General features: G+C 33.4%; 10 protein-coding genes and 1 other RNA gene. 5 read left to right on the top strand and 6 right to left on the bottom strand.

What is annotated here, in order from left to right:
* Positions 1-28 precede the first annotated feature (28 nt).
* A complete protein-coding gene (gene rseP, locus AAGD26_RS00955) occupies positions 29-1,096 on the bottom strand; it encodes an RIP metalloprotease RseP (protein WP_341751852.1) in 1,068 nt (355 codons plus the stop codon).
* A 91-nt stretch (positions 1,097-1,187) separates the two neighbouring features.
* Between rseP and nusB the strand changes: the two genes are divergently transcribed.
* Both nusB and AAGD26_RS00945 read left to right on the top strand, forming a co-directional pair.
* Positions 1,188-1,673 (top strand): transcription antitermination factor NusB, encoded by a 486-nt coding sequence (nusB, locus tag AAGD26_RS00950; protein WP_341751851.1) that lies wholly within the window; start codon positions 1,188-1,190, stop codon positions 1,671-1,673.
* Complete coding sequence (locus AAGD26_RS00945) at positions 1,663-2,361, top strand: RlmE family RNA methyltransferase (RefSeq protein ID WP_341751850.1); 699 nt, start codon at positions 1,663-1,665, stop codon at positions 2,359-2,361. Before nusB ends, AAGD26_RS00945 begins: the two co-directional genes overlap by 11 nt.
* 36 nt (positions 2,362-2,397) lie before the next feature.
* Here the strand turns inward: AAGD26_RS00945 and dnaJ are convergent, their stop codons facing one another.
* The 4 genes from dnaJ to AAGD26_RS00925 form a co-directional block, all read right to left on the bottom strand.
* Positions 2,398-3,525, bottom strand: a complete 1,128-nt coding sequence (gene dnaJ / locus AAGD26_RS00940; RefSeq protein ID WP_341751849.1) for a molecular chaperone DnaJ — start codon at positions 3,523-3,525, stop codon at positions 2,398-2,400.
* A gap of 370 nt (positions 3,526-3,895) precedes the next feature.
* A complete protein-coding gene (locus AAGD26_RS00935) occupies positions 3,896-4,933 on the bottom strand; it encodes an IS110 family transposase (RefSeq protein ID WP_341751256.1) in 1,038 nt (345 codons plus the stop codon).
* Between the two features lie 325 nt (positions 4,934-5,258).
* A complete protein-coding gene (gene dnaK, locus AAGD26_RS00930; RefSeq protein ID WP_341751848.1) occupies positions 5,259-7,148 on the bottom strand; it encodes a molecular chaperone DnaK in 1,890 nt (629 codons plus the stop codon).
* Between the two features lie 99 nt (positions 7,149-7,247).
* Positions 7,248-7,871 (bottom strand): hypothetical protein, encoded by a 624-nt coding sequence (locus AAGD26_RS00925; RefSeq protein WP_341751847.1) that lies wholly within the window; start codon positions 7,869-7,871, stop codon positions 7,248-7,250.
* Positions 7,872-7,983: 112 nt separating this feature from the next.
* Here AAGD26_RS00925 and rnpB point away from each other — a divergent pair.
* Positions 7,984-8,398: RNase P RNA component class A (gene rnpB, locus AAGD26_RS00920), an RNA gene on the top strand.
* A gap of 66 nt (positions 8,399-8,464) precedes the next feature.
* On the top strand, positions 8,465-9,799 hold the full coding sequence (locus AAGD26_RS00915; protein WP_341751846.1) for a hypothetical protein: 1,335 nt from the start codon (positions 8,465-8,467) through the stop codon (positions 9,797-9,799).
* A gap of 114 nt (positions 9,800-9,913) precedes the next feature.
* Here AAGD26_RS00915 and AAGD26_RS00910 read toward each other — a convergent pair whose 3' ends face one another.
* Positions 9,914-10,870 carry an IS110 family transposase gene (locus tag AAGD26_RS00910; protein WP_341751380.1) on the bottom strand — a complete coding sequence of 319 codons (957 nt, stop codon included), beginning with the start codon at positions 10,868-10,870 and terminating at the stop codon, positions 9,914-9,916.
* A gap of 428 nt (positions 10,871-11,298) precedes the next feature.
* Here AAGD26_RS00910 and AAGD26_RS00905 point away from each other — a divergent pair, with 428 nt between their 5' ends.
* Positions 11,299-12,336, top strand: a complete 1,038-nt coding sequence (locus AAGD26_RS00905) for an IS110 family transposase (protein WP_341751256.1) — start codon at positions 11,299-11,301, stop codon at positions 12,334-12,336.
* The last annotated feature ends 524 nt before the right edge of the window (positions 12,337-12,860 follow it).

The raw sequence follows: 12,860 nt of genomic DNA, 5'->3' as shown, positions 1-12,860 counted from the left end.
TGTTTGGTTTTATAAGTCATACTGAAATTTAAAATACTAAGTTTTTTATATCATTTGACAAGGAAATTACAATAAGAAAAATAATTATCCCCATACCTAATCTTAGTATAGCATTTTTTATTGCCCCACTAAGTGTTTTTCTAAAAATTATTTGATATATTATAAATACTAAATGTCCACCATCTAGAACTGGAATCGGTAGCAAATTAAGTAGACCTAGATTAATTGATATCATGGCAACAAATAGAGCAAAATTTGCTACCCCTTGTTCTAAAGATTTTCCTGATTCCTTGGCAATGGTAATTGGTCCACCAATTTCATTTAGCGATCTTGTTCCCATTAGCATTTGTCCAAAGTGTCTTAAAATTAAACCTGAGATATAAACAACATCTACAGAACCTTGATATATACTTTGGAAAATATTCATTTTAATGTAAATAGGTTCATTCTTAGCAATAACTCCTATATAAGGTCTTTTTATCTCAGGTTGATTATCCAGTTTTTGACTAATCTCTTTTGGAGTTATAACAATATCAATAATCTCATCATGCCTTTCAACTAAAAGATTGATGGGTTTAGTTCCGCTCATGAATATATTTCTCTGTAAATCGACAAAACTATCAATTTTATTAGTGCCAATCATAATAACTTTATCATTTTCTCTAAGCCCAGCTAATTCAGCAGGTGAATTGACCGCTACTTCACCAATTATAGGAGGTATTTCTACTTGACCATGAGAAAAATAAATAGTTGTGAATATGAGAATGGCTAACAAGTAATTAGCTATAGGTCCAGCAGCTATAATTAAGAATTGAACCCAAAGAGGCTTGCTAAGAAAAGTGAGTGGTCTATTATCCTGAGTATTTTTAAGTGTTGCAGGGTCAAATCCATAAATTTTAACGTAACCGCCGAAGGGTAGGGTGCAAATTTTCCATTTTACGCCATCTTTGTCTATTTTAGAGAAGAGTTCCTTACCAAAACCTATCGAGAATTCCTCAACCTTTACTCCAAATATTTTAGCTATGTAATAATGACCAAACTCATGAATAAAGACTAATAAGCTGATTGTTAGAATAAATCCGAATATTGATAACATACAACTCATTATTTTTTAAATAGGTTTACTAAATTATGCTTTTTTGCTATAGCTAATAGATTAAATATGTTACCAATACATCAAAGTTTTTATGACCTCAACCAAGATTAGTACCAAAACGATAGCACGTATTGCTGCGGTACAGGCAATTTATCAGTATAAACCGGAGAGTCCTGATCAAAACATAGATCGGATCATGCAACAAATTGTTCAATTCTATCAAGATGAACGAGTAGCTAATGATTTAAACAAACCAATAAAAGTGAAGTTAAGTATAAGTTATTTTGAATTGTTAGTAAAGTCTGTAGTTCTAAATTTATCTCAAATTGATAAGATGATATCAAGGCATTTGACATCGGAATGGCAAATTACTAGCTTACCTGTTCTGCTTCTTGCTCTTTTGCGTGTGGCAATTTGTGAATTACAATTTTTTCCAAATGTTCCAAGTAAAGTGGTAATTAATGAATTCACCGATATTACAAGTGATATGTTGAATGAAAACGAAGTTGGCTTTGTTAATTCTGTATTGGATAGAATTGCTAAAAAAACTAGCGAGAACATGTGTCATGACATCTAATATATTAGGATTTAGAGGTAAATTTGTTGCCGTTAAAACTGCAAAAAAGCGTAAAAATTCGTCAAAACAGTGGCTTGCACGGCAATTAAATGATCCATATGTTTCTAAAGCAAAGCTTGATGGTTATAGATCTAGATCAGCTTATAAGTTGCTGGAAATCCATGAAAAATTTAATCTGTTAAAACCAGGGATGAAATTAGTCGATTTAGGTGCTGCACCAGGTGGATGGAGTCAAGTGGCTAGCAGAATTATTAAATCTGATGAGTCACGTGGTAATAATAGCGTGATAATTGCAGTTGATTTGCTTGACATAGAACCAATTATTGGTGTACATTGCTTACAAAAAGACTTCTATGCTGAAGATACTAAAGAGATTATTATAAAGATGCTCGATGGTAGTGCTGATGTGGTAATGAGTGATATGGCTGCGAATACGACGGGTCATGCAACAACTGACCATATTCGAACTCTTGACTTATGTGAGCATGCGATTGACTTTGCCTTAAAAATTTTAAGACCGGGTGGGCATTTTATTGCTAAAATTTTTCGAGGTGGTACGGAGAATAATGTGCTAAACAGAGTTAAGCTTAATTTTCATAAGGTCAAGCATTTTAAACCGTCTTCTAGTCGTAAAGAGTCAGTAGAGGTTTATTTAATTGCTTTAAATAAGAAATCTGAAGACAGTTAAGGAAAAACTTGATTATCGAGTAAAATGGATAAAATTTCATGACCATAAGTTTTTCATTTTATTAAAAAAACTAGCATCATCCTCATCTTTGTCGCTTGTAAATTCTTTATCCAGCAATTCTAGTAATTCTTTTTGTTTTTTATTAAGATTCTTTGGTATCTCAATATGTATGTGAGCAAACATATCACCTCTAATGCTTGATCTAACCTTAGACATACCTTTGCCTTTTAACCTAAGTTGTTCGCCATTTTGTGTGCCAGCGGGTATTTGTAATTTTACCTTACCGCCTTCTATATCGGGAACTTCTACTTCTCCACCTAAAACAGCTTTAATAAAGCTAATTGGTAGTCTACAATGCAAATTAATTCCATCAACTTTATAGAGGTCATGCGGTTTAATAGTAACAAAAATATACAAATCCCCGTTATTTCCTCCTCGCACTCCGGCATCTCCTTCACCAGTAAGCCTTATTCTAGTACCTTCTTCAATACCAGCTGGAATATTTACTAATAAATTTCTATGTTGTGAGTAACGCCCCTGACCATGACATTTTTTGCATGGATTTTTAATTATTTGTCCTGCACCTTGGCATTTTGCACAAGTTTGTTCTAATGTAAAGAAGCCTTGTTGTCTTCTAGTAACCCCTTGTCCTGCACAAGCGTCACATTTGGTCATTCCGGCATTACTTTCTGACCCGTTGCCGTTACATGTTTGGCATTTTACTTCACTGGTAAAACTAATATTTTTGTCGATACCACGAAATGCTTCTTGCAAAGTAACTGTGATATCATATTTTAGATCTGAACCTCTAATATTAGTTGATGGTCGTTGTCTTCTTGTCCCGCTGCCCATAAAATCATTAAAAAACTCACCAAATATATCATTTATATCAGGTCCACTATTGTTATGTCTTCCAGCTGACGATGCTCCACCTGAATTCTGAAAGGCGTCATGTCCAAAACGATCATAGGCAGCTCTTTTTTGTTCATCTTTTAGGATATCATAAGCACTGCTTATTTCCTTGAACTTTTTTTCTGCTTGTTTATCCTGTGTATTACGGTCAGGATGATATTGCATCGCCAATTTATGATAAGCTTTTTTTAGCTCTTCCTGGGTAGCAGTTTTACTAACCCCAAGTATTTGGTAATAATCTTTTGTCGACATAATTAAGTATATCTTATTTTAAATTTTACTTTTAGCTAACTCGAATAGCGTTACTCGTCATATATGGACGCCAATAAAAACACAAGTAAAAAAACAAAAAATAGTAGAAAAAATGAAGCAGTCATATATTCGGCATCAAAGTGCCATAATGGTTTCTGCATTCTGCTAAGATCCTGGAGAGATACACTCATCGCGGCGGTATCAAAGTACCATGACGTTACAACGGATTTTATCCAAAATGCTTATTTATTATCTCCTCAACTTATCGTTTTTATTTTTTACTTTGTTTTATTCATATTACTTATCAATTTTTATAGCACGCCACTAACCACCTAGCAACTTTATAACGTAAATTTGCACCAAATAACTATTATAGTACCTGATAGTTGCTATTACTTATCAAACAACCATAAGTTATTCTAGCTAATTTATTTGCTATGGCTACTGCCATTACATTAAACGATTTCCCTTTTTCTTTTAACCTTTCGATAAATTCTGATAACTTCCCTTGAGGCGGATTCTTTTTATAACTTCTCATTAATAAAGACCTTGCTCCTTGTATTAGCATTGTTCTTGCATATCTATCACCTTGTTTGGTTATTCTACCTAAAATAATCTTACCACCAGTGGTATTTTGTTTCGGTACAAGCCCCAAAGATGCGGCAAAATCCTTAGCAGAATCATATGCTTCAACCGGTTTAATGCTTAAAATACTTGCATTAATTGTGCCAATTCCTGGAATAGTTTCTAAAATTTTTGCTTTCTCAGAACACCTATTTCTTTCTGCTATTTCTTTATCTAACATTTGTTCCCGTACTATCAATTGGCTAATCTCCTTACAATCAAGCAACATTTGAACAGCAATAGTTTTGTTAATAAATCCCTCTTCTAGTGCAAGATTTACAAAATTTTGACAAGTTTTGGCAAATGTAGATTTTCCACATGTTACCAAATAGCCAAGCTCAAATAATGAGGTAATCAGAGCATTACTGCGCTGAATCCTTTGTTGTATTATATTCTGCCTTGCTTTATGCAGGTAAGATATTTCTTGCTCTACCACTGTTTTAGCTTTGACATGCATTAAATCCGGATCACAGGATGCTTTGCAAATTGCAATTGAATCATTAATATCATTCTTTTGACGAATTTTTGCATATGCCTTTACATCTTTAGGTTTAAGTAATATTGCTTTATGCCCCATTGATTCAAGCCTCTGAGCCATATAATGAGCTCCACCACAAGCTTCAAATACAAAAGTTTCTGACTTTGGAAACATTATTGATAAATTTTCAAAAAAGCTTTTTCTATCCATTGCTTTTTTTAATACAACTTTATTTTCTAAATTTATTGCAGCAAAATGTAATTTTCTTTTTGCCAAATCAATTCCTATTACCTTATAATCATTCATGGTATGGACCTCATAAAATTATTAAAAAAATACAAACCTATTTTAGGTTTTGGTTCTTTGATATTTTAATATCATTTGAAACCGTTGATAAGTTTTTTTTCTTTCTTATCATTGGCGTCCATACCATCATTGCGAAGAGCCGCAAAGCGGCAACGAAGCAATCTACATTCATTAGTAGACTTACTGCATAAGTCAATCTAGTTGGTGATTTTGTCGTCGAAACTCGCCTCCGCTCCTCACGTACGTCTGTGTACGCGAAGGTAGCCGGCTTCGTTTCTCCTAAAAATCCCTCAACTATCTTTGATTTATGCAGCAAGTCTAGTAATTACTTATTGCTTACATCCTCGTAATTAGCATCAACTACTTTATCGTCATTACTTGCTTCAGATTCCGCATTATTATCGTCGCCTGACGGAGATTTATACATAGCTTCTCCTATTTTCATACTACTAGCCATAAGAGCATCAGTTTTTGCTTTAATTTCTTCAAGATTATCTGACTCTAAAGCTGCTTTTAACTCTGTTATGCTATTTTCTACTTCTTGTTTATCACTAGCTGATATTTTACTATCGTGTTCTTTTATAGTTTTTTCAGTTGAATAAATTAAGCTATCAGCACTATTTCTAGACTCAATTAATTCACGACGCTTTTTATCATCCTCAGCGTTTTTCTCAGCATCTTTTACCATTTGTTCAATTTCTGTATCACTAAGACCTCCAGAAGCTTGAATAGTTACTTTTTGTTCCTTACCACTAGCTTTATCCTTGGCAGAAACATGAACTATACCATTAACGTCTATATCAAAAGTTACTTCAATTTGCGGTAATCCTCGTGGTGCAGGCGGAATGCCATCAAGATTAAATTGACCAAGTATCTTATTATCAGATGCCATTTCCCGTTCACCTTGGAATACCCTAATCGTTACAGCATGCTGGTTATCATCAGCAGTAGAGAATACCTGACTCTTTTTAGTCGGTATAGTAGTATTACGATCAATCAGCCTAGTAAATACCCCACCAAGAGTTTCAATACCTAAAGATAAAGGGGTAACATCTAGCAATAATATATCAGTAACTTCTTTATTTAACACTCCTCCCTGAATAGCAGCACCTAGAGCCACGACTTCATCAGGGTTAACTCCTCTATGTGGTTCACGACCAAAGAATTCCTTTACTTTCTCAATAACTTTTGGCATTCTAGTCATACCACCAACAAGTACTACTTCTTGAATATCCGAAGCTTTTAGCCCAGCATCTTTTAAAGCTTTCTTACATGGTTCTATTGTATCATCAATTAACGTTGCCACTAAGGATTCTAATTTCGCCCTAGTAAATTTTATATTTAAATGCTTAGGACCCGAGCTATCAGCCGTAATATATGGCAAATTAACATCAGTTTGAGCTACAGAGGATAATTCTTTTTTAGCTTTTTCCGCAGCTTCCTTCAGACGTTGTAAAGCTAAAGGATCTTTGCGTAAATCCATACCACTTTCTTTCTTAAACTCATCAATTAAATAATCTAGAATTCTCGAATCAAAATCTTCTCCGCCAAGGAAAGTATTGCCGTTGGTAGATTTAACTTCAAATACACCGTTACCTATCTCTAAAATTGATACATCGAACGTACCACCACCAAGATCATAAACTGCAATTATTTTGCTCTCAGCTTTATCAAAACCATATGCTAAAGCTGCTGCTGTTGGTTCATTGATTATCCTTAATACTTCCAAACCAGCAATTTTACCAGCATCTTTGGTTGCTTGACGTTGTGCATCATTAAAATATGCCGGTACAGTAATGACTGCTTGTGTTACCTTCTCACCAAGATAATTCTCGGCTGTTTCTTTCATTTTTTGTAGAATATAAGCACTAATCTGACTAGGAGAATATTTTTCTCCTTTAACTTCAACCCAAGCATCACCATTAGCAGCTTTTACTATTTGGTATGGGACAAGGTCTTGATCTCTCCTGACCATAGGATCAGAGAAATTTCTACCTATCAATCTTTTAATACCATATAAAGTATTTTTTGGGTTGGTTACAGCCTGACGTTTTGCTGGATCGCCAATTAATTTTTCACCGTCATTACCAAATCCTACCATTGAAGGAGTAGTCCTAACTCCTTCAGCATTTGCTATAACTCTTGGTTCTTTTCCTTCCATTACCGCGACGCAAGAATTTGTTGTTCCTAAATCTATACCTATGATCTTTGCCATATACACTCCTAATCCCAATTTAATAAATCAACTTGATAAGTTTTGATATAGTGTCTTCTCGTCAATTTTACAAGAGGTCGCTGTGAAAAAAAAGTTATATCATGTCCTTATCGCCGGAACAGAACATTTGGACGAGTCACCTATTTCACTTTGTACATTTCTACGATTTTGAATACCCCTAATTCTCTCTTTATTAGAATTTTCTCTTACCTCGATTAATCCTTGTATAAGATATTTTAATCTAGAACTTTCAGTATAAAGGATCATATGTTTAAAAAACTTGGTATATTTACCTACTAGCTTATTACCACCATTCCAATACATATCCTCAATCATCGACATCTCGTTAGGTTTTAACTTATCCCAAGACTTGCCATAAATATTTTTTAGCTCTAGGCGATTAACAGCACTCTTACGATTATATATCATTCGAGATTGTTGTATTGTAATAGCTTTATCGCCATTATAAACTTTGTCAAATGATAAAGAACCTTGGAATATTGTCTGCCACACAATTTTTGCTCTTGGATTATCCATGTTAAAGCCTATCCCTATAGTGTTGTATCCCTTAATGTCTTTATATACTTGTAATATTTCATTTTCATTACCTTTAATAAAAATAAATACCATTTCTTGGTAAAATTGTAGATGTTTTGGGTCAGAAAGATTTAATCCATATAATTTATCCCGTAATTCAGCGGCAAATTTTATACTCACTACCATAAATTTAACTATTATTATCTTGAAAAGATTATTAATAACATGTTTTTAGCTAGCACTAAGTGTTCTAGTAAAAAAAATCATTGACGAGACAATTATATTAAAACATAATCATCTCGATGGTCGTGCAGTTGCGTAAAAATCTATACTAGAATTTATGAGGAAAGTCCGGACTCTACAGAGATATGGTGCTGGTTAACGTCCAGCGGAAGAGTAATCTTTTAGGGAAAGTGCCGCAGAAAATATACCGCCAAAATTTGTTATCAAGGTTTGTTATCAAATTTTGGTAAGGGTGAAATGGTGTGGTAAGAGCGCACCGGTAGGTTGGTAACAAGCTACGCATGGTAAACCCCACCAAGAGCAAGATCAAATAGGCATTACAGAACTTACCTGTTCCTAGGCATCTCTGACTAGAAGTAATGTGGGTGGATCGCTTGAGATAAATGGTAATATTTATCCTAGATAAATAACTGCAGTAGATAATAGAAATATTATTTATACAAAATCCGGCTTATAGACCATCATATTTGAAACCTCAGTTTTGGATTAAAATTTTTAATTTTAATCCAAAACTGGCTGGAATATCAGAATAAATTGTGAACATGAATTGCTGTACAGAGTTTTTGCGTAAATATTACCCTGTCATTTTGTGTTTATTCTTAATGTCTTTACATTTTGCCTCTGCCTATCCTGGGGGTATGTCGTTTGATAGTTTTGATCAATATGGGCAGAGTATCAATAAAAACTATTTTTCACATCACCCACCGTTAATGTCAATGGTATGGTCCTTGTTTCATTATATTTACCAAGGTCCGCAGACGATGCTCTTGCTTAATTTAGGACTGTTGTGGGGTGGAGTATTGCTGCTTTTCTATGCTGATTCACAGAATAAATACAGATGGCTTTACTTATTAATACCATTTCTACCTAATATATTATCCCAATCTGGAACAATTTGGAAAGATGTAGCTTTTACCTTTGGTAGTTTCTTTGTAGTAGCTACTTGTATTTTTCATACTTACCGTCAAAACCCTGCCCCTCTTTGGGTGATTACAGGATTACTATTAATTGTTTTTTATGTTGTTGGTGTTAAATTTCAAGCACAATTTATAGCTCCAATTTTGATTTTGTTTGTATTGTCAATTTATCTTAAAACTAGCTTGTTAATAAGAATAATACTAACCTGCATAATTTCGCTATTAATAATATATGGTAATGCTAAACTTACTAAGCATTTTTCCACTGAAAGTCATGCAGAGCAATTACGTCAATTATTTGATATTGCTGGAGTAAGTGTTGCTATCAATAATGATGATTTAGTGCCAAAATATGTTAAAGAAGATCAAGATTTATATAGTTTTGAGAAGCTTAAAAAAAGCTATACTCCTTACATGGTTAATCTATTAGTTTTTGGTGATACTAGGATTTATAACTCTACAGTAGACCCTATAAAGTTGCGAGAAATGGAGGCTTCTTATATAAAGGCTGTGTTTACTCATCCACTAGCTTTTTTACAACATCGGGCAAATGCTTTTACTATTTTAATGAAAGGTGTAGGGTATTCTCGGGAAGAATTATTTATTGATCATAACGAAGCTCAAAAACATGGAATTCATTTTAAAAAAAATCATTTAAAAGACTGGATGGTAAAGTATATAGGATTATGGCCAAAGATTTTAACAAAGAATATTGTTAGCCTTATACTAACATTTGTGTATTTAATATCTATTCTAACAAATAAACAATCTAATAGTCCCGAGAAAGTTATTTTGGCATATATCGTAGCAATATCTATTGTTTTTTCAATAATACTATTTTTTGCTACCATGGCATGTGATTACCGTTATTATTATGTTATAAGAATTTTAACATTATTTAGCCTGCCGATTTATTTGAAATTCAGGCAATCTAAAAAAAGATGTTATGTATAGCTAACCATAGTAAAATGGCGTCATTGCGAGGAGGCATGAGCCGACGAAGCAATCCATAAAAGTGATTAAAAATGGATCAACTATGTTCGCAATAAAAATTTAAATAAATTTGGTTTAAATTTTTATTGCTTCTGCAGAGCTAGTTAAATCACGTAACTTAGCGTTTGCAATCACAATGATTTTCCGCATTAATGCTACCATCGCCACCATTTTCTTTTTTCCTCTATTGATCAATTTTTCATAAAATACCTTCAGTTCAGAGTTAGAATTTCTAGCAGCCATAGCAGCTACAAACAACATAGGTCTAACAAAACTTCTACCATGACCTGTATGTCTATATCCGCTATATCTACCGCTATCATTAGATATTGGTGCAACACCTACTAATGATGCTATTTGTTTGCGGTTCAATGTACCAAGTTCAGGTAACAAAGCTATAAGCTCATTAGATACTACTGTGCCTATACCACTAATAGTTTGCAGTGTCTCTTTCTTAGCCTGCAAGAGTTTATCTTTTGCTATTAAGTCATCTATTTTTTTAGTAATAGATGCAATTTGTTCTTCTAGTACTTCGATTATTTTAACACAACTAGACTTGATTAAATCAGCTCTCGGGGACTGAAACCTATTTTTTTCTGCAATCAACATTTGTTTGAGGTCGTTCCTACGTCCGACTAATTCATACAAGTTTAAAGCTTGCTTAGATTGTACTTTAAATAGTTCTAATCTTTCTGACCGTTCAAAACCATAAAGTGCTAGAGCTTTAGCATCAAGACTATCAGTTTTAGCTGCATTCCCAAAAGACCTAATAAAGTTTTTAACTTTGCGAGTATTGGCTCTATGTACAGCAAAACCCTGATTGCAAAGCGTTAGTAATAGTTCCATTTCATATCCACCTGTGGTTTCTAAAACACACAATGCAGAACTAACCTCTTTTTTGTAATCCTTGATAAAATCAGCTATTCCATTAGAGTTGTTATTATATTCTTTAGTTTCTTTTTTTCCATGAATAGCAACAACAAAATTGAATTTTCCTATATCAAGACCAATAAAATTATTATATAATGGCATAATACCTCGAAGACTTTTAATGTTTACGATTGTAAGCGGGAGTGCAAAGGCATCCCAATCAACTATTCAAACGTCTCGGGGATTTGGGCTAGAGTACCAAGATCCATACGATCTTAAGACCAATTGCTTCACGGTCGCTCACGCCTGCACAGCGATAGTCATTTAGTATTATTAATGACTATCGCTGTAATACCCCCTTATAAGTCAGTATAAATCATTATTTATATTGACTTCAACATCTATTATATCATACTTTTAACTTACAATTGCTTCGTCGCTACTAAGGTAGCTCTTCGCAATGATGGTATGGACGCCAATGATAAGAAAGAAAAAAAACTTATCAACGGTTTCAAATGATATTAAAATATCAAAGAACCAAAACCTAAAATAGGTTTGTATTTTTTTAATAATTTTATGAGGTCCATACCATGAATGATTATAAAGTAATAGGAATTGATTTGGCAAAAAGAAAATTACATTTTGCTGCAATAAATTTAGAAAATAAAGTTGTATTAAAAAAAGCAATGGATAGAAAAAGCTTTTTTGAAAATTTATCAATAATGTTTCCAAAGTCAGAAACTTTTGTATTTGAAGCTTGTGGTGGAGCTCATTATATGGCTCAGAGGCTTGAATCAATGGGGCATAAAGCAATATTACTTAAACCTAAAGATGTAAAGGCATATGCAAAAATTCGTCAAAAGAATGATATTAATGATTCAATTGCAATTTGCAAAGCATCCTGTGATCCGGATTTAATGCATGTCAAAGCTAAAACAGTGGTAGAGCAAGAAATATCTTACCTGCATAAAGCAAGGCAGAATATAATACAACAAAGGATTCAGCGCAGTAATGCTCTGATTACCTCATTATTTGAGCTTGGCTATTTGGTAACATGTGGAAAATCTACATTTGCCAAAACTTGTCAAAATTTTGTAAATCTTGCACTAGAAGAGGGATTTATTAACAAAACTATTGCTGTTCAAATGTTGCTTGATTGTAAGGAGATTAGCCAATTGATAGTACGGGAACAAATGTTAGATAAAGAAATAGCAGAAAGAAATAGGTGTTCTGAGAAAGCAAAAATTTTAGAAACTATTCCAGGAATTGGCACAATTAATGCAAGTATTTTAAGCATTAAACCGGTTGAAGCATATGATTCTGCTAAGGATTTTGCCGCATCTTTGGGGCTTGTACCGAAACAAAATACCACTGGTGGTAAGATTATTTTAGGTAGAATAACCAAACAAGGTGATAGATATGCAAGAACAATGCTAATACAAGGAGCAAGGTCTTTATTAATGAGAAGTTATAAAAAGAATCCGCCTCAAGGGAAGTTATCAGAATTTATCGAAAGGTTAAAAGAAAAAGGGAAATCGTTTAATGTAATGGCAGTAGCCATAGCAAATAAATTAGCTAGAATAACTTATGGTTGTTTGATAAGTAATAGCAACTATCAGGTACTATAATAGTTATTTGGTGCAAATTTACGTTATAAAGTTGCTAGGTGGTTAGTGGCGTGCTATAAAAATTGATAAGTAATATGAATAAAACAAAGTAAAAAATAAAAACGATAAGTTGAGGAGATAATAAATAAGCATTTTGGATAAAATCCGTTGTAACGTCATGGTACTTTGATACCGCCGCGATGAGTGTATCTCTCCAGGATCTTAGCAGAATGCAGAAACCATTATGGCACTTTGATGCCGAATATATGACTGCTTCATTTTTTCTACTATTTTTTGTTTTTTTACTTGTGTTTTTATTGGCGTCCATATATGACGTCTCGAGCTTTTAAACTTGTCCCTATCTATTTAATTCCTTTTTTTTCCTCAACTGGGGAATCTGTTCTTCGGGTTATAGCTACACTTGGAAAAAAATAGCTTTTCCAGCTAGTCTACGCTCATTCAGCAATAGATTTTTTTCTGAATATGTAATATACTTAAACTATTCTAATATTACTTTAATAAATGTAGGTTCTAACTGTGACTAA

It is taken from the genome of Candidatus Tisiphia endosymbiont of Piscicola geometra, assembly GCF_964026415.1.
Taxonomy (GTDB): domain Bacteria; phylum Pseudomonadota; class Alphaproteobacteria; order Rickettsiales; family Rickettsiaceae; genus Tisiphia.
Note: the sequence above shows the minus strand (reverse complement) of the source record. Positions and strands in the feature narration are given on the sequence as shown.

Bases quoted from the DNA above. Each gene is read 5' to 3' on its own strand.
- AAGD26_RS00905 (WP_341751256.1), top strand. From the start codon at position 11,299: ATGAATGATTATAAAGTAATAGGAATTGATTTGGCAAAAAGAAAATTA.
- AAGD26_RS00935 (WP_341751256.1), bottom strand. From the start codon at position 4,933: ATGAATGATTATAAGGTAATAGGAATTGATTTGGCAAAAAGAAAATTA.
- AAGD26_RS00945 (WP_341751850.1), top strand. From the start codon at position 1,663: ATGACATCTAATATATTAGGATTTAGAGGTAAATTTGTTGCCGTTAAA.
- AAGD26_RS00910 (WP_341751380.1), bottom strand. From the start codon at position 10,870: ATGCCATTATATAATAATTTTATTGGTCTTGATATAGGAAAATTCAAT.
- AAGD26_RS00925 (WP_341751847.1), bottom strand. From the start codon at position 7,871: ATGGTAGTGAGTATAAAATTTGCCGCTGAATTACGGGATAAATTATAT.
- dnaJ (WP_341751849.1), bottom strand. From the start codon at position 3,525: ATGTCGACAAAAGATTATTACCAAATACTTGGGGTTAGTAAAACTGCT.
- dnaK (WP_341751848.1), bottom strand. From the start codon at position 7,148: ATGGCAAAGATCATAGGTATAGATTTAGGAACAACAAATTCTTGCGTC.
- nusB (WP_341751851.1), top strand. From the start codon at position 1,188: ATGACCTCAACCAAGATTAGTACCAAAACGATAGCACGTATTGCTGCG.
- rseP (WP_341751852.1), bottom strand. From the start codon at position 1,096: ATGTTATCAATATTCGGATTTATTCTAACAATCAGCTTATTAGTCTTT.